27 protein-coding genes are annotated in these 13,630 nt (G+C 55.6%); 17 read left to right on the top strand and 10 right to left on the bottom strand.

Annotated features, from left to right (window positions below; genetic code table 11):
• Positions 1-27: 27 nt before the first annotated feature.
• From F0169_RS00750 to F0169_RS00735, 4 genes are read right to left on the bottom strand one after another with little or no spacing between them, the layout of a single operon-like run.
• Positions 28-222: a hypothetical protein gene (locus F0169_RS00750; protein ID WP_152745141.1), complete on the bottom strand. Its 195-nt coding sequence runs from the start codon at positions 220-222 to the stop codon at positions 28-30.
• Positions 219-410 carry a hypothetical protein gene (locus F0169_RS00745; protein WP_152745140.1) on the bottom strand — a complete coding sequence of 64 codons (192 nt, stop codon included), beginning with the start codon at positions 408-410 and terminating at the stop codon, positions 219-221. Before F0169_RS00745 ends, F0169_RS00750 begins: the two co-directional genes overlap by 4 nt.
• Complete coding sequence (locus tag F0169_RS00740) at positions 407-844, bottom strand: hypothetical protein (RefSeq protein ID WP_152745139.1); 438 nt, start codon at positions 842-844, stop codon at positions 407-409. Before F0169_RS00740 ends, F0169_RS00745 begins: the two co-directional genes overlap by 4 nt.
• A gap of 23 nt (positions 845-867) precedes the next feature.
• Entirely contained in the window at positions 868-1,686 is an 819-nt protein-coding gene (locus F0169_RS00735) for a hypothetical protein (protein WP_152745138.1), read from the bottom strand.
• A 428-nt stretch (positions 1,687-2,114) separates the two neighbouring features.
• Here F0169_RS00735 and F0169_RS00725 point away from each other — a divergent pair, with 428 nt between their 5' ends.
• Entirely contained in the window at positions 2,115-2,330 is a 216-nt protein-coding gene (locus tag F0169_RS00725; RefSeq protein WP_122251248.1) for an ECs_2282 family putative zinc-binding protein, read from the top strand.
• Here F0169_RS00725 and F0169_RS27265 read toward each other — a convergent pair.
• From F0169_RS27265 to F0169_RS00710, 4 genes are all read right to left on the bottom strand, one after another.
• Positions 2,313-2,471: a hypothetical protein gene (locus F0169_RS27265; RefSeq protein ID WP_172979285.1), complete on the bottom strand. Its 159-nt coding sequence runs from the start codon at positions 2,469-2,471 to the stop codon at positions 2,313-2,315. The two genes, F0169_RS00725 and F0169_RS27265, sit on opposite strands and share 18 nt — an antisense overlap.
• A 431-nt stretch (positions 2,472-2,902) precedes the next feature.
• Positions 2,903-3,784, bottom strand: coding sequence for a hypothetical protein (locus F0169_RS00720; RefSeq protein ID WP_152745136.1), 882 nt, complete (start codon positions 3,782-3,784; stop codon positions 2,903-2,905).
• Positions 3,781-4,659, bottom strand: a complete 879-nt coding sequence (locus F0169_RS00715; protein ID WP_152745135.1) for a hypothetical protein — start codon at positions 4,657-4,659, stop codon at positions 3,781-3,783. The genes F0169_RS00720 and F0169_RS00715 overlap by 4 nt, the downstream gene beginning before the upstream one ends.
• A complete protein-coding gene (locus F0169_RS00710) occupies positions 4,640-5,215 on the bottom strand; it encodes a helix-turn-helix domain-containing protein (RefSeq protein ID WP_152745134.1) in 576 nt (191 codons plus the stop codon). Before F0169_RS00710 ends, F0169_RS00715 begins: the two co-directional genes overlap by 20 nt.
• A gap of 108 nt (positions 5,216-5,323) precedes the next feature.
• Here F0169_RS00710 and F0169_RS00705 point away from each other — a divergent pair, with 108 nt between their 5' ends.
• From F0169_RS00705 to F0169_RS00635, 16 genes are all read left to right on the top strand, one after another.
• Positions 5,324-5,524 (top strand): Cro/CI family transcriptional regulator, encoded by a 201-nt coding sequence (locus tag F0169_RS00705; RefSeq protein ID WP_032877429.1) that lies wholly within the window; start codon positions 5,324-5,326, stop codon positions 5,522-5,524.
• Positions 5,525-5,608: 84 nt separating this feature from the next.
• Positions 5,609-5,905, top strand: coding sequence for a phage regulatory CII family protein (locus tag F0169_RS00700; RefSeq protein WP_241679025.1), 297 nt, complete (start codon positions 5,609-5,611; stop codon positions 5,903-5,905).
• On the top strand, positions 5,902-6,033 hold the full coding sequence (locus F0169_RS28015; RefSeq protein ID WP_277755284.1) for a hypothetical protein: 132 nt from the start codon (positions 5,902-5,904) through the stop codon (positions 6,031-6,033). The genes F0169_RS00700 and F0169_RS28015 overlap by 4 nt, the downstream gene beginning before the upstream one ends.
• 180 nt (positions 6,034-6,213) lie before the next feature.
• Positions 6,214-7,194 carry a phage replication protein gene (locus F0169_RS00695; protein WP_152745190.1) on the top strand — a complete coding sequence of 327 codons (981 nt, stop codon included), beginning with the start codon at positions 6,214-6,216 and terminating at the stop codon, positions 7,192-7,194.
• Complete coding sequence (locus F0169_RS00690) at positions 7,169-7,945, top strand: hypothetical protein (protein WP_152745133.1); 777 nt, start codon at positions 7,169-7,171, stop codon at positions 7,943-7,945. The genes F0169_RS00695 and F0169_RS00690 overlap by 26 nt, the downstream gene beginning before the upstream one ends.
• Positions 7,942-8,130, top strand: coding sequence for a DUF1382 family protein (locus tag F0169_RS00685; RefSeq protein WP_152745132.1), 189 nt, complete (start codon positions 7,942-7,944; stop codon positions 8,128-8,130). The genes F0169_RS00690 and F0169_RS00685 overlap by 4 nt, the downstream gene beginning before the upstream one ends.
• Positions 8,127-8,381 (top strand): phiTE_015 family protein, encoded by a 255-nt coding sequence (locus F0169_RS00680; protein WP_152745131.1) that lies wholly within the window; start codon positions 8,127-8,129, stop codon positions 8,379-8,381. Before F0169_RS00685 ends, F0169_RS00680 begins: the two co-directional genes overlap by 4 nt.
• A complete protein-coding gene (locus tag F0169_RS00675; protein ID WP_152745130.1) occupies positions 8,378-8,896 on the top strand; it encodes a hypothetical protein in 519 nt (172 codons plus the stop codon). The genes F0169_RS00680 and F0169_RS00675 overlap by 4 nt, the downstream gene beginning before the upstream one ends.
• Positions 8,893-9,093 carry a hypothetical protein gene (locus F0169_RS00670; protein ID WP_152745129.1) on the top strand — a complete coding sequence of 67 codons (201 nt, stop codon included), beginning with the start codon at positions 8,893-8,895 and terminating at the stop codon, positions 9,091-9,093. The genes F0169_RS00675 and F0169_RS00670 overlap by 4 nt, the downstream gene beginning before the upstream one ends.
• Entirely contained in the window at positions 9,090-9,605 is a 516-nt protein-coding gene (locus F0169_RS00665) for a hypothetical protein (RefSeq protein ID WP_152745128.1), read from the top strand. Before F0169_RS00670 ends, F0169_RS00665 begins: the two co-directional genes overlap by 4 nt.
• Positions 9,602-10,186, top strand: coding sequence for a recombination protein NinG (locus tag F0169_RS00660; RefSeq protein ID WP_152745127.1), 585 nt, complete (start codon positions 9,602-9,604; stop codon positions 10,184-10,186). The genes F0169_RS00665 and F0169_RS00660 overlap by 4 nt, the downstream gene beginning before the upstream one ends.
• On the top strand, positions 10,183-10,860 hold the full coding sequence (locus F0169_RS00655) for a hypothetical protein (protein WP_093546429.1): 678 nt from the start codon (positions 10,183-10,185) through the stop codon (positions 10,858-10,860). Before F0169_RS00660 ends, F0169_RS00655 begins: the two co-directional genes overlap by 4 nt.
• Before the next feature lie 627 nt (positions 10,861-11,487).
• Positions 11,488-11,952 carry a DUF2158 domain-containing protein gene (locus tag F0169_RS00650; protein WP_152745126.1) on the top strand — a complete coding sequence of 155 codons (465 nt, stop codon included), beginning with the start codon at positions 11,488-11,490 and terminating at the stop codon, positions 11,950-11,952.
• 132 nt (positions 11,953-12,084) lie between these two features.
• A complete protein-coding gene (locus tag F0169_RS00645; RefSeq protein ID WP_099235224.1) occupies positions 12,085-12,408 on the top strand; it encodes a phage holin, lambda family in 324 nt (107 codons plus the stop codon).
• Positions 12,405-12,782, top strand: a complete 378-nt coding sequence (locus F0169_RS00640) for a hypothetical protein (RefSeq protein WP_152745125.1) — start codon at positions 12,405-12,407, stop codon at positions 12,780-12,782. Before F0169_RS00645 ends, F0169_RS00640 begins: the two co-directional genes overlap by 4 nt.
• 10 nt (positions 12,783-12,792) lie before the next feature.
• Complete coding sequence (locus F0169_RS00635; protein WP_099235311.1) at positions 12,793-12,939, top strand: hypothetical protein; 147 nt, start codon at positions 12,793-12,795, stop codon at positions 12,937-12,939.
• A gap of 10 nt (positions 12,940-12,949) precedes the next feature.
• On the opposite strand, the gene F0169_RS00630 is transcribed toward F0169_RS00635, so the two are convergent.
• On the bottom strand, positions 12,950-13,213 hold the full coding sequence (locus F0169_RS00630) for a hypothetical protein (RefSeq protein WP_058415637.1): 264 nt from the start codon (positions 13,211-13,213) through the stop codon (positions 12,950-12,952).
• 53 nt (positions 13,214-13,266) lie between these two features.
• A complete protein-coding gene (locus tag F0169_RS00625) occupies positions 13,267-13,485 on the bottom strand; it encodes a hypothetical protein (protein WP_058415636.1) in 219 nt (72 codons plus the stop codon).
• Positions 13,486-13,630: the final 145 nt, after the last annotated feature.

Genomic DNA, 13,630 nt, shown 5'->3' with positions numbered 1-13,630 from the left:
GCAGGCGCCGGGTGCTTTGGTGGGTGGTCAAGGCCTAACCCTCACCGCGATCCGCCCGCCCTTCATCGTTGCCGCCAAGCGCTTCGGCAGCGTGGCCACGGCACGCTCACGCGGCTGGCCGATCACTTCATTGAAGGGAAGGCCGAAGCCCAGCATGATCAGCTTCGACTCAACTTGGTCGAGCTGCTCGTCGATCAGCGATTTAACCGGTGCAGTGGTCATGCAGCCTCCTTGCGGTGTTTGGTGATTTTCAGCAGGCGCTGGCAGTAGTGGTTGAATTCTTCGACGGTGATCGCGTCGCCGGTAAGCATGTTGGTGATCATCCGAACCACCACCGCCTGGGCGCCTGGCTCGCTGCTGGGATGCTCAAGCGCTTCAAGTGCTTCATCGATCAGGATGTGAGGGCTCATAGACCGGCATCCACATCGTCTTCGCGCTCTTCCCGTTCCGCCGCTATCGCGTCGTCGGCATACGGCCTCAACAGCGCTACGGCGATCTTCTCGACCGCTTCAATGGGCCGTTGCTGGCCCAGCAGGTCTGCGGCGTGAGACCGGGCATCGCTCTGGCTGCCGAGCATTGCCGAAAGCAGCAGGCGGGCAAACGAATCACGCTGGTCCAGGCCGTCAATCTGGCGCTGGTTCAAGTGGCCCTGCAGCACCGTGCAGAACCGCTCAAACGTCACCACCTGAGGCTGGCCGTAGCGGCGCTTCCACTTGATGTCCATGCCGCACACCAGCTGTTCCGCCGAATGCTCAAGCCAGTCCGTGACCTCGTCGCTCTCGCTGACCTCTGGAGGTAACTGAGCGTCGTAACGCTCCTGGCATATCTTTAATGCTGCGTTCATGGTCGCCTCCAGGGTGGCGGTTGTTATGCTTTGGTAAGAGCTTTAGCCTCAAGATCGGCAAGCTCTTTTTGAAGGCCAGCAATTCGCTTTAGCCGCGCCGCGTCTGCCTCGGCCTCATACTTTTCAATCACGGCATCAGGAATGACGAGGCCTTCGATCTTTTTCCAATCAGACATGGAAAACGAACTGCGCTTGCCAGCCAGGTAGGCGTCAGCCTGTTCGTCGCAAGCGGCCTGGGCCATCGTGAGCGCTTCCTGATAGCTGGTGGTCGGCCATACCTGTTCACTGCCGCCGCTCCCGTCGCGGTAGGTGTGCAGGCGATATTCAAGATCGCCTTCGGAGTAGCCGTACAGCGACAGAAGCTTGATGCCTTTCAGTTCCATGCGGCCGTGGTAGCGATCAATCTCATACGGACCTTTGTCGCCATACCATTCGAAGATTTCCGGCGAATGGCCTGAAACGAATACGTGAGTGATCTGGCCGGACATGACCTTCTTCAGAAGATCAAGCGAACCTTCATCGGACTTTTCAACGAACCGGAATAAGGCGTCAGCATGGTGCTTGGCCTTGACCTTGATCATGGTCAACCGGCAGTGCTGCTGGTCGACCTCTTGTTCCAGATTCTTCTTCTGCTTCTCGTAGCGCGCCTCAAGTTCGCGCAGGTTCTTTTCCTTCCACGATTCGGCTGGCGCGTCGTGCAGGCTTTTCACCACGAAGTTTTCGCCACTGGGGATTTCCTGGCCGGCGCTGACGAAGATCTCTTGCACGATTGTCTGCTGGGCGTTGAGCTTGCCAACGACGAGGACTTTCTTGCCGTCGTCGGTGTATTTGATATCGCTCATGGCGACCTCCAGTGTTTGGGGTTAGGCGGAAACCGCGACGGGAACAGCTTCTCGAAAGCGCGAAGGGCTCCAGTCGCAAGATTCGTCAGCCGGGATATGCCCGAACATCGCGGTGCAGCGTTTGCAGTGCACGCATTCGCCGCAGGTTTTGCCCTCGGGCAAATTCATCTGGTCGGCGTTGTCAGCCGACGTGGGAATGGCGCTCGTTGTTGGCTCATGAATGTCTCCGTGGATTTGGTTCACCTGTATTCGTCAACACTCATGCCTCCCGCTGGTTGCCGATGGGCGCGGGGGAGGTGTGCTGACGGTTAGAGGCGTATTGGGCTTCGACGTTGGATAGTGGCCGGCGGCCAGCTCACCACTGCGCAAGGTGACGCGATTCGCGCTAGGCTGGATGTGCCAACAACCAACTAGCGAATAGGTGAAATATGCAAGTTTCAGCATCGTGCAGCGCGTGCGGCAGCAAAAAGTTCGCAATTCCCGATGAGGGCGAAGAGGATCAGATGATCCGATGTGCCGATTGCGGGGTTGATGTAGGCGACAAGAAAGAGGTGCTCGACGCGCTTCAATCAAGGGCCAAAGAGGAAGTCGACAAGATCATCGACAGCACGATTGGCAAGAGCGGTTTATTCAAGCGGCGTTGATTCGTCGGGTTTGGGTTTGTCTTGAAGCTTGGTAGACACACGCTTAAGAACAGCTTCCGCGACTTTTTCGACAAAAGATTCAAATTCTTTGTCGCCAGGTTGCGGAAGCGCTACTTCAATGGAAAGGCTCGCGATTTTCATAGATTTCTCCGGTTGTTTTCCCAATGCACCCGACCGAACTGCAGTTGGGTGCATCAGTGAAAACTTCCGCCGTAACCCGCTACTGGCGTCGGTCACCGGATTGAATCGAATGTCTTTACTGACCGCTGCGACGGCATGCCGGGCGCAGCAGTTGAATTAGGTGTTGCTCAGCAAACCTTGCGCGCCGAATTACCGGACACGGAAGCAAGCCGTGATTCGTACTGTTCCCAGAACTCAATGGCCGGATTCACTCGGCGCCTGGGTCTACGTCTTCAGGTTGTTAAAGAGCGGTTCGCAGTGGCTGTGTGTCGCTGCGATGAACGAACATTACCAATGGCATTATTTGCTGTCAATGCCAATGGTAATAATATTTGTCGATGGCAATAAAAAAGCCCGCACTAGGCGGGCTGATTTGATGGATGATTTAGGCGTTATGCAGCTCTATCGTCCCACCATTCGATTGTTTGGTTGGCCAATGCGTCAGTCGACACTGCTTCGATGACGTCAACACCAGCCTTGCTGGCCCGATCCATCTGGCGAAAGGCCGTGTCGTGGACTTTCCGAAATTCCTCTGCTGACATGCCGCTATCAGAACTGGGCATTAGTACCGAAATAGACCCTTTTCGATCTGAGTTGCTCGTAATTAGCAGAATGTCCGAGGCTGCTTGCAGGATGTTATGCTCAACCACAAGCGGACTCTTGTACCACGCAGAGACAATTGTGCCGGCGGCGTCACTGCTAAGCAGGGGGACGTCTACTTCGATGCGGTTCGCAGACCCTTTCATTTTTAAGCTGAATCTTCCCTGCTGAATAATGCGGGATGCTTTCAGCCTCATTTTTTCTTCCATAATTCTCAGCACGCCGTCCCTAAGCTTGGGTGTGGAGTGATAGCGGAAGTGGTCACGCTTGTCTCCAAATTTTGGGCGGGCGAGGGTCACTACGTCATTGAAGAACTCATCGACGACGCTTTCTGCCGTGGCGCCAGATGCAAACAGGGCCTCTCCCAGTCGAACATCGTGTCCGATAAAGTCAGGGAGATTGCCGCCATAACTCAGCAGCGTGGCCTCTACGTCCTGAAGGTAATGCACCAAATCGTTTTGATCGATTCGGCCGTCATATAAGCAAGCCAGGCGCTGGAAGGTGTCGAGCATGCGAATCTCGACTTGCACGCCATGCTGGAAGGCAACCCCCACATTAAGGAACTCCCCTGCATCAGGATCAAGGCACATGCTTATACTTCTCCAGGAGCCACGCACGAGCTCCTGGCGGGGTGCGCCACCTATGCGACTTCTGAGCTTTTCGGAGATATTCATGATATTGCCAGCATTCCAAGTTCCTTGGAGTATCGGTCATTATCCAGACGCGCGGCAATGAAGTCGACCACCTGGGCCGACCCCTCGTCGCCTAGAAAACTCGATAGCATTTCCGTTGTTTTTTCTGCTCCACCATCCCGAAACGCGACAGAGAAAGAATTGTACGCGAGCAGCCTAGCGCTTCGAACGGGTAGATTCTGGCTCCACTGAGGCACATAAAGATCGATTATTTCCATCAGCCTATTTGGGCACTTCCTTGCCCCGCTCAGCTTGGCTGGAGTCCAGTCAGGCCACACAAATAGCCTTCCGTGATCTATCAGTGTGTACGAACCGCTAGACGCCCAAAGTAGGTTTCCAAGGTGCCTGTCAGAGTTTTGAAGCCATGCGTCAAAAGACAAAATTGCCGGGATAGACTTGTTCTTGGATAGCTGCGTTACAAGTCTCTTTGCTCGACGCTCCTTCATAAAATCAGGAAAACCGTCCACGTGCTTTTGCACAAGATTGGGATGCGTCGTGTCTTGCGAGAACCACGCCAAATAGCTTTTCTGTGGGCCCGAGGGAGAAATAAAGTCGAGCGCGCGCTGGACTCTCTCAGGGATTTGATCGCGATCCAGCTCAATTACCCCTGCATTCTTGGCCACCGGGAGACCAACGATACCGGCCAGCGCATACCCGATTGCCTCGCTTACGATTTCAGATGACTCAAACTCGTAGGTGCCCGGCCTTTCCCAAACCTTATCGGGGATCGGCTTAACGTAGCAGTGCAAAGACTCGTCACCGACCCGAATTTTTGCGCGGAATAATGGGTTTAGCCCCGTTTTTACTGGGTCACGCAATTGACCACCGAAGCAGTCGCTATTCAGGAACTGGATCATTTGGAGTCAGCTTTTTCCTTAAACGCTGATGAGGCGATTCTGTTTTGGTTGGGATCCTGATCGAAAGGCGAGTGGCGATAGCCTCCAATAGCAGAACATCTTGCTCGCTCAGCAGCCCAGAATCTGCGGCCTCGGCAATCCGCTCGAGTGCCGATCTAGACCTTGGGCTTGCGGCCAAAGCCAGGGCCCTTGCTCTCTCGCCAGCCCCCGTAAAGTCACGATCAGATTTGGACGAATCTTCTCCATCCAGCGAGATGGCGGTGCCAGATCCGGTGTGCCGCTGGTCGATGGATGACGCCATTTGAGAAATCTCTTTGGCGAGGCGCTCACTAAATTCACGAACATCCACCTTCAATATGTTCGCGAACGAGGCGGCAATCGAAGGATTGAGCGGGTTAACACCATTCAGATAGTGGCTGACGGAGCTTTGATTGATTTCTAAGGCGTGCGCCAGCTTCTCCTGGGTCAGGCCAAGCTCATTTTTCTTTCTATTGAACAATGCCTTCAGCCGAAGGCACTCATCCTTTTTGTCTTGCGGTAGGGGTTTCTTGCTCATCCCTGAATCGTATTCCCATCGGTAATATAGCTACAAATGCCAATGGCATTTACTTTTAAAAATGCCATAGGTAATATTCGTGCATGAAGAACCACGGAGATCACTCCCATGAACCGAATTCACATCACTGATTTTGCCCGCTGGCTTGGGCAGAGCGAGGCTGCAGCTCTGTTGGGGATGACGCAGGGCGCCATCAGTAAAGCCATTCGAATCGGCCGTGACATCTATGTCACCCCTCACCCGAATGGGATTTGTACAGCAGAAGAGGTGAGAGCTTTTCCTTCGCAGAATCAACGTCTCGCCAGCTAAGCGACATCCCTGTCCGCCGTTCCATTGAGCAAATGATCGCCTCTGCACCTGCAGGGCGCCACGTAAAGAATTTCGAGGTGTTACATGCAGGAATTGATGAAGGCGATCTATGACGTGGTTGACGACCACGGCGCAGGGCGGATTGCGGAGGGGGCCAGCTTCTCTTCAAAGACACTGCTTTCCCAAAAGGCGAACCCTGATTACGACAGCCACAAGCTGAACGTCCAGGAGCTGCACCGAATCATGAAGTTCACCCAGGACTTCCGCCCACTGAAAGCTTGGGCCGAATCGTTTGGCTTCGAGCTTGTGCCGAAGGATAAGCCCGAGGGAATCAACCTCAATACCGCGCTTCTGCGGCTGCATGCCGATCTGGCGACGTGACCCGCCTTGCGTTCGACGCCCAGGCCGATGGCCGCGTTTGCACTCGCGAGAAGTCCGAACTACTCAAGGAGGCTGAGGAAGTGATCGTCAGCTTGGAAGTGTTCAAGCAGTCGGTGAAAGCAGCCTGAATTTCAGACATAAAAAAGCCGGGGCGCAATCCCGGCTCTTTCAACAGCAACAAACTTGTGGAGCGAATCATGCACCAAGCCAATCAAACGATCAATAGCCCCACCAATCTCGCGCCACGCTTTTCGCAATCTGAAAACGTGCGCGCAATAGCTCGCATACAGTCTATTCGGCGGCCTGACATGCAATACACCGTCACGATTAACCAGGTGAAGGCGCTGGAGTGGGGGCTGAATTCTCAGCAGGCCCTGCTGTTCGCGTTCGTCTACGGCTGCCCGAGCTGGGCCAAGCCAATCAAGACTGATGACGGGATCTTCTTCGCGCTGAGCAAGGCCAAGATCACTGAGGAGCTTCCGCTACTCACTGACAAGCCGGACACCGCTTACCGCATGCTGAAGGCCCTGGAAGAGGCCGGGTTGATTGAGCTTTCCAGCACCTCGAACATCACGCTTTTCCGCCTCACAGAGAAAGCGATCGAGTGGAATCAGAAGCTCGACGGGTCGGAAAAATATCCGACCCCACCAAAAAACAAAGGTCGGAAAAAAATCCGATCTACCTCGGATAAATCTCCGATCAAGGTCGGAAAAAAATCCGAGCAAGGGTCGGATAAATCTCCGACAAATCAGGATACCAATCATCAGGGTACCAATCAGGGTACCAGTCACAGCTTGCCGGAAGGCTCGGACAAGCCGACCCAACCCGGTGTGCTTGTGCTGGTTGTGGATCAACCCGAAGCACCTCGCGTCGAAATACCCGCCGACATGCCAGGGCCGAAAGACCAGACCTGTAAAACGTTCAAGGCATGGGCGAACTACGCCATGGCTTACCGCAAGCGGTACCAGTGCTGGCCGGTATGGAACGCTGCAGCCGGTGGAATCCTCGGCAAGCTGGTTGATCGCCTAGGCGTCGACGTTGCCCACAGCGTTGCTGCGTACTACCTCACGGTCAACGACGCCCGCATCGTCAATGACTGCCACAGCTTGAACAACCTGATCGCCAAGGCGGAGGCCTACCACACCCAGTGGGCTACCGGCCGCCAGATGAATTCGCGAACTGCCCGCCAGATCGAAGACACCCAAGCCAACTTCAACGCCGGCCAAGAGGCCAGCCGCAGCATTCTGGAAGGGGGTGAGAGCAATGCTTTCCTACGCCGAAACCGCTGAACTGAGCATGGCCATTTGCGCCACTGCCGAAACTCTTGGGCAGGTGCTGAGCGCACCAGCTGCAAAGCTGATGGCCGAGGATCTGGCCGAACACGACATGGGCGTGATCGCCAATGCGCTCTGGTCCTGCCGTCGTGAACTGACTGGAAAACTGACACTTGCCTCGATTCTTCAGCGCGTCCAAGCCGCTGACGGCCGCCCTGGCAAGGACGAAGCTTGGGCTATCGCCATGACCACCAATGACGAATACGAAACGGTCGTTCTAACTGAAGAAATCCAGTTGGCCTTGGCTGCTGCAAAGCCCGTCCTCGACTCTGGCGACAAGATCGGTGCCCGCATGGCCTTCATCAGCGCCTACGAGCGGTTTGTTGGCCGATCACGAGAGGATGCCAAGCCTGTGAACTGGCACGTCTCCGTAGGATTCGACGCGAGCCGTCGCATTCAAGCCGTCACCAAGGCCATGGAGCTCAAGCGCATCCCCCGAGAGAGCGGCCAGAAGTACCTCGCAGACCTGAGTGTCTTTCCTGTCACTGAGGATGGGCGCGCGATTGCTGGACTGCTCACTGGTGCCGTGACACAGCCTGCGCCGGTTCTGCGCGAAAAGCTGCAGTTGGTGAAGTCCTCGATGCTGGAAATGCGCAAGGCCAGCGAAGAGCGAAAGATCGAACTGCGGATTGAAGCCGCCAACGAATTGGCAGACCGCCGCGCGCTGCTGATCAAGCAGGCCCAGGAATTGGAGTCACGAGCATGAAGCGAGCAAACCCAGCCCAGCTACGCCAATCCCTTGAGGTGGCCAACACCATGGCCAAGCACGGAATTCTTTTCGTGTGCATGCCGGTGGTGGATGAGGCGGACTTAGCCAATCTCGCCAGCCAAGCCGAAGAGCGCCTTGAGCGCATGGCATTGATCGCAGAAGCAGCGGAGCAACGGACATGACCGACAAGATGCGTGAAGAGTTCGAGAAAAGCCCGCGCTTCCGGGGGATGAATTTCACCCGGTCGATCACTCACCCGAATTTCTACGAAAGCCCTTATGCGAACGGTGCATGGGATGGCTGGCAGGCATCCCGCGAGGCGGTGGTAATCGATCTTCCGACCGAAAGCACCCAGTGCGTAGATGGTGAGTTCGTCTACCTGGACCTGGCTCGCGCCGCCATCGAAGCCGCCGGACTGAAGGTGAAATCATGACTGACCACACAAAACTCAAGATCGCCGCCGAGGCCGTTAAGCAATCCTACGCGGACCTGTGCGAGCACGGCGGCGACGAATTTGCCGAAGTCTGGAATACGGCAGAGCTGGCCTATGACGACGAAGCCAACCCTGACGTTGTTCTCGCACTGATCGCCCAGATCGAGCGGGACGAACTGGCCTTGCGTGCGTTGAGTAGCGTTGCCGAAATCGCGGTGGCAGAGCGCGACCAACTCAAGGCCGAAGTCGCAGGCCTACGCACCGGCTACGAAGCCTACGAGCGGGTGAATGCTGAGCTGAAGGCTGAGAACGAAACTCTGATCGCAGCCGCACAGGCGCTTCGTGATGAGTGGCGCAAAGATCAGGTTGACGCGGAGCGGTATCGGTGGCTTCGCGGAGAATATTACAGCGCCCGCGTACAGATAACTCAAAAAGACGGAACCATGCCCTGCGTCGACGGCGAAGAACTCGACCGGAGTATTGACGCCGCCATGGGCAAGGGAGAGCAGTCATGAAGACCAATTACGGCAGATTCAGCGACGACTACCGTGGCAATGGCTACATGGTCAGCTTCGGATTCAAGCGAGGCTGGCTGCTCTTTGGGTTCCGCCCACTCAACTGGCATTTCTATTTCACGAAACTCGACTCCAAGCCTGCCTTCCGGGTTTACTTCGGTCCATTCGAAATTGAATTCTTTCGGGTGACGCCATGACCAAGCCAGCCAAGCCCCGGCCAATGCCCGTGTACCTGGTGCTGCGACGCTTGGTCGATCCAGCCACAGGCAAGGAGGTGGCAGCGTTCGTGCCGTCCTCTGATGCTGACCGGTCGATCCTTCGCGAGCGGGATTTCCGGATCAACACGAAGATCCGCGCCGACTTAAAGCAGCCGCGCAACCCACGGTTCAATGGTTTGGTCCATGGTCTGGGCCGGGTGCTGAGCCAGAACATCGACCGGTTCTCCGGCAAGCAGTCCCACGACGCAATCAAGACCCTGCAACTGGAGTCGGGCGTGTACTGCGACGAGGAAGCATTCGACATCCCCGGCCTGGGCCAGCTTACCCGTAAGACACCGCGCAGCCTCTCCTACGACTCAATGGGGGAGGAAACCTTCCAAGATTTCTGGCGCCAGTGCTGCGCGTATCTGGTGCTGCATTACTGGCCGACGCTCACCGAAGAGCGCCTGACCGAAATGGCCGAGTTCGAAGCATTCAAGGAGGCCGCATGACCATCGAACGGAAGACAGCCAAGCCGAAGAAATGCCGCGTTGCTACGTGCAGCGCCTCATTCGTGCCTTCTCGCATGGGTCAGGCGGTGTGCAGCCCGGCGTGCGCGCTGATCGACGCGCCAAGGCACGCGCCCAAGGCTAAAAAGGCGCTGGCCGACATCGAGCGCAAGGAAATCAAGGTCCGCAAGGAGAAGCTGAAGAGCAGGGCGGATCACCTCAAGGACACGCAGCAGGCATTCAACGCTTGGGTGCGCGCCCGTGACGCGGCACTGCCATGCGTCAGCTGCGGCCGGCACCACCAGGGCAAGTATGACGCTGGCCATTACCGGACTGTTGGGAGCAATCCGGCTTTGCGCTTCGAGCCTCTGAATTGCCACCGCCAGTGCTCACCGTGCAACACCCGGCTCTCCGGGAACATCGTGAGTTACCGCATCGAGCTGTTGAAGCGCATCGGCGCCGAGGCAGTTGAGTGGCTCGAGGGGCCGCACGAGGCGAAGAAATATACTGTCGCAGAATTGAAGGCGATGACTGCCGATTACCGGGCAAAGACCAGAGAGTTGAAAAAGGGGCAGGCAGCATGAAACTGATCAACGCAAGGCAGGTATGGACCGAGGCTCAGCACGAATCGAACGCGTCGATCAGCGCTGTAGCCATCGACAAGGCACAGTCAGCACCTATCAAGAAGGGGCAGCGTATGCGCCGGGCCGAGGCGGTCTTCGCTGCGCTGGGGGATGACAAGGAAGAGCGCATTCAGGTTGTGCGCCAGAAGATCAGCATCAGCGAAACCCGGCGCACACCTGCTGGCAGGTCAACGGCCCGTGCCGCTCACTTGGCCACCATCGGCAAAGTACTGCGCGCCATCGACACGCTTCCGTTCCAAGTGCAGCAGTTCGGGCACTACCTGTACCACCCGGCGATGAACATGAAGCACCTGTTGAACGCGGTGCTGCTGATCACCGCCAAAGCAGCGCTGCCAGATCTGACATCGGCCAAGCGCGTGAAGGCGCAGTACCTGGTTACCCTGGCCCTGCAGTCGTACAAGGGGGAGGTGGCCGGGTCTGCTGAGTGGGGCCCGGCGCGGGTGGCCGCCGAGATGAACACGTTCTTCGGCGTCACCATCGATCCGAAGAACTGGACGCGTGACTGGCTCGACCTATGGGAATCCCTTAAAGAAGTGATAAAAGAAGTGGATATTCAGGCTCAACAACCGCTATGGCAGGTGATTCACTCGGAAAAAGATCAAGAGGCGGCATAATCATATTGACATGACGGGGTTTTGCGCGTACTTTTCCCATAGTGCACAAGTAACGCGAAACGCACATCAATACCCCCGCCCGGCCAAGAGCCGGGTTTTTTGTTGGGCGACAATCGGTCATGCTATTAGCTTCTAATCTGAGGCTGGAGCGTAAAGTGGGAAGGATCTCTGCAGAACAACTTACCCCGACACAAATAAAAAATCTCAAAGCGAAGATGGCTTCGGGTGTGGGGCTGCCTTCAAACCCTCCGAAGTTATTGTGGGTTGTCTGGGATGGCGATGAGGTCGTCGGGATTTTCGTGGACTGGCCTTCCGCTAGTGCACTCATAGGCACGCTGGTCGAGAAGCAGAACATTAGAATTCTACTTTTGGACAAGCAACGTGAGGAAGAGCGCAAGAGCTCCCTCGGCCCCAAAAAACCATAGACCGATGCATCTCATCAGAGCTTCGCGCAGAACCGGCAAGCATGCCGTGTAGGAAGCTGCCGCGGTAAGATGCCTTTACAAATCAAGAGCCTCAGCATCTGCTGGGGCTTTTTCGTTTTCAAAAGATGCCCAGTACAGTGGATCGCTCTTGAAATTTTCTCGCTAGCCCCCATCTTGTAGCGACACGAAAAGGAGGCTCGCGATGAGTGAAGCATTGAAGCTGGGCGATGTGGTTCGTTATAAACTTAACGATCAGCTAATGACGGTGATTGACGCTGGCCCTGTTAAGGTTGGCGGCGCTTTGGGCGTAACGGCGAGGATGGTTGTACCGCAGACGCTTAGTCACGATCACGTTGAATGCAAATGGTTTGAAAAGTCTGAGTCGCGTAGGAAGATATTGAAAAAGGTGGAGCTGGAGTTTGTTAGCTCGACAGAAATGTATCATCCGAAGGAAGGCGATATGGTTGAGCTCGCTTCGGGTGGTCCCCGGATGATTGTGAATCGTTGCGGCCCCAAAGACTTTAGTGTTGGTGCCCTGGGCATTGGTGGTCGGGTTGTGAGAAATACCGGTTCTGTGCGTCACGATCTCGTTGGTTGCAAGTGGATACAAGGCAAGAATGAAAGTAAAGACGAGTTCGAGATCGGAACAGTCAAACCTATTAAGTGATTTTTATGTGTTTTTGAAAAGCCCTGGCCTGAGCCGGGGCTTTTTCATTTTCGGCTTCACCACACCCATCGCTATGGCTGGGAGTGCTGCTGGGGCTGGATTTATCAATCTCCCCGAGAGGGAGTAACCCGGATGCCAAACATGCCTGATAAGCCAGACACCTGGGCCAAGATCTGGCTGGCGTTGAGCAATCCGCTCTGGCAGGGCGTGATCATGTCCATCACTGTCTCACTACTGCGTGTCATGTATGACGCGAAAGAAACGAGCAAGCGCCGGATCGTGTTTGAAGCATTGATCTGTGGGTCGCTAAGCTTGGTTGCTTCAAGCGTGATCGAGTGGATGGCTTGGCCGCCAAGTCTTTCTGTTGCTGCTGGAGGGACTATTGGGTTCCTCGGGGTGACTGCTATTCGCGAGATGGTGACCCGCTTCCTGGGTCGCAAGGCGGATTCAGCATGAAGGCCTTCGCAGCAGCAATCATCATCGCTTTGGTCGGCCTGCTACTGGTGGGCATACAGCAGTCGCGTGTCATAGCCCTTCGCGGGGAGGTGGCATTCGAAGCTGGCGAGAAGTCCAAAGCCGTCGCCGCCAATGCCGAGAGCCAGGCCACTATCACCACGCTGCGCGCCGAAGCCGTGCGCAACGCCGCGTACACATCCGACCTGGCAAAACGAATAAAGGCCAGCGAGAAGAAAGCCGAGAAGGCGAGGAAAGACTTTGAAGAACTCAAGCGCAGCAGCAAGCCTGTTCGTGACTGGGCTAATCAGCCTTTACCTGACGGGCTGCGCGGCAAAGCCAGCGGTAGTAACAAAGACCCAAGCGGTAAGAATTGAAGCGCCCGAGTTGATCCCTTGCGAGCGCGTTGAACAAGACCAGGCCGACCTTCGCCTCAACGGTGATGTGTGGGAGCTCAAAGACAAAGCGATCAAGTTGCTTGATACCTGCGCCGACCAGGTCGACGCACAGATCGTTCGCAGTCAGAGCAAGTAAACGTAAAAGGTCAAGGCAGGATATGAGCCCTGAAGGCCAGCTCAAGCTCGGAGTTCAGCTGCTTAAATTGCTCGCGACTGATAAAACCAGCATCCAACAATGTTTGGTTAAAGCTGTGAGCGTCGTTTGTTAAGTTCTCACGATCTGATTTGCTTACGGCCGAAGCCAAGCGCCCGAAGTTTATGCGGGCTGCGGTCATCGCGAACTCTGTGTCTGCTGGCATGTGCATCTTCTCTAAAAGTTTGCCGACCATGCACTTGATGAACGTGCTCAATCGTAATCTATCCAGCAGCGTTGATTGTCTGCGGACAGGGCGAATCATTTGATTCAAGCTAAGGGTGATTTGTAAGCCAGACAGGCTTCATCGAGCTCTCTGTTCAGTTGATCCAATTGCTTGGGGCTGATCAGGCCGGCTATCAAAAGTGACTGGTTATAGCCGCAAGCGCCTCCCTTTAGCTTGGCGAGGTGAGCATCATCTTTTGCTTCAGCCAGATACTTGAAATTGTCTCTTGCCCTAGCCATTGCGGTTGCTGCATCAATTGGCATCGGCTTCTCTTTTTTTGGTTGCGAGCTTAGCAGGGGCTCTGCTTTATCGGTTTTGACCTAGTTTATCCCAATCGTAAATCCGCGCCACGTTTTCAGATGCGCCAAATTGTGGCGCGCAATTATGAGGGTTCGCATGAGCCAGTTG

Source organism: Pseudomonas kitaguniensis, from assembly GCF_009296165.1.
Classification (GTDB): domain Bacteria; phylum Pseudomonadota; class Gammaproteobacteria; order Pseudomonadales; family Pseudomonadaceae; genus Aquipseudomonas; species Aquipseudomonas kitaguniensis.
The sequence above is the reverse complement of the archived record's forward strand: the minus strand, read 5'-3'. Positions and strand labels throughout refer to the sequence as shown.

Excerpts from the sequence above, each read along its gene's own strand:
- F0169_RS00750 (WP_152745141.1), bottom strand. The coding sequence starts at position 222 with ATGACCACTGCACCGGTTAAATCGCTGATCGACGAGCAGCTCGACCAA.
- F0169_RS00745 (WP_152745140.1), bottom strand. The coding sequence starts at position 410 with ATGAGCCCTCACATCCTGATCGATGAAGCACTTGAAGCGCTTGAGCAT.
- F0169_RS00740 (WP_152745139.1), bottom strand. The coding sequence starts at position 844 with ATGAACGCAGCATTAAAGATATGCCAGGAGCGTTACGACGCTCAGTTA.
- F0169_RS00735 (WP_152745138.1), bottom strand. The coding sequence starts at position 1,686 with ATGAGCGATATCAAATACACCGACGACGGCAAGAAAGTCCTCGTCGTT.
- F0169_RS00725 (WP_122251248.1), top strand. The coding sequence starts at position 2,115 with ATGCAAGTTTCAGCATCGTGCAGCGCGTGCGGCAGCAAAAAGTTCGCA.
- F0169_RS27265 (WP_172979285.1), bottom strand. The coding sequence starts at position 2,471 with ATGAAAATCGCGAGCCTTTCCATTGAAGTAGCGCTTCCGCAACCTGGC.
- F0169_RS00720 (WP_152745136.1), bottom strand. The coding sequence starts at position 3,784 with ATGAATATCTCCGAAAAGCTCAGAAGTCGCATAGGTGGCGCACCCCGC.
- F0169_RS00715 (WP_152745135.1), bottom strand. The coding sequence starts at position 4,659 with ATGATCCAGTTCCTGAATAGCGACTGCTTCGGTGGTCAATTGCGTGAC.
- F0169_RS00710 (WP_152745134.1), bottom strand. The coding sequence starts at position 5,215 with ATGAGCAAGAAACCCCTACCGCAAGACAAAAAGGATGAGTGCCTTCGG.
- F0169_RS00705 (WP_032877429.1), top strand. The coding sequence starts at position 5,324 with ATGAACCGAATTCACATCACTGATTTTGCCCGCTGGCTTGGGCAGAGC.
- F0169_RS00700 (WP_241679025.1), top strand. The coding sequence starts at position 5,609 with ATGCAGGAATTGATGAAGGCGATCTATGACGTGGTTGACGACCACGGC.
- F0169_RS00695 (WP_152745190.1), top strand. The coding sequence starts at position 6,214 with ATGCAATACACCGTCACGATTAACCAGGTGAAGGCGCTGGAGTGGGGG.
- F0169_RS00690 (WP_152745133.1), top strand. The coding sequence starts at position 7,169 with ATGCTTTCCTACGCCGAAACCGCTGAACTGAGCATGGCCATTTGCGCC.
- F0169_RS00685 (WP_152745132.1), top strand. The coding sequence starts at position 7,942 with ATGAAGCGAGCAAACCCAGCCCAGCTACGCCAATCCCTTGAGGTGGCC.
- F0169_RS00680 (WP_152745131.1), top strand. The coding sequence starts at position 8,127 with ATGACCGACAAGATGCGTGAAGAGTTCGAGAAAAGCCCGCGCTTCCGG.
- F0169_RS00675 (WP_152745130.1), top strand. The coding sequence starts at position 8,378 with ATGACTGACCACACAAAACTCAAGATCGCCGCCGAGGCCGTTAAGCAA.
- F0169_RS00670 (WP_152745129.1), top strand. The coding sequence starts at position 8,893 with ATGAAGACCAATTACGGCAGATTCAGCGACGACTACCGTGGCAATGGC.
- F0169_RS00665 (WP_152745128.1), top strand. The coding sequence starts at position 9,090 with ATGACCAAGCCAGCCAAGCCCCGGCCAATGCCCGTGTACCTGGTGCTG.
- F0169_RS00660 (WP_152745127.1), top strand. The coding sequence starts at position 9,602 with ATGACCATCGAACGGAAGACAGCCAAGCCGAAGAAATGCCGCGTTGCT.
- F0169_RS00655 (WP_093546429.1), top strand. The coding sequence starts at position 10,183 with ATGAAACTGATCAACGCAAGGCAGGTATGGACCGAGGCTCAGCACGAA.
- F0169_RS00650 (WP_152745126.1), top strand. The coding sequence starts at position 11,488 with ATGAGTGAAGCATTGAAGCTGGGCGATGTGGTTCGTTATAAACTTAAC.
- F0169_RS00645 (WP_099235224.1), top strand. The coding sequence starts at position 12,085 with ATGCCAAACATGCCTGATAAGCCAGACACCTGGGCCAAGATCTGGCTG.
- F0169_RS00640 (WP_152745125.1), top strand. The coding sequence starts at position 12,405 with ATGAAGGCCTTCGCAGCAGCAATCATCATCGCTTTGGTCGGCCTGCTA.
- F0169_RS00625 (WP_058415636.1), bottom strand. The coding sequence starts at position 13,485 with ATGCCAATTGATGCAGCAACCGCAATGGCTAGGGCAAGAGACAATTTC.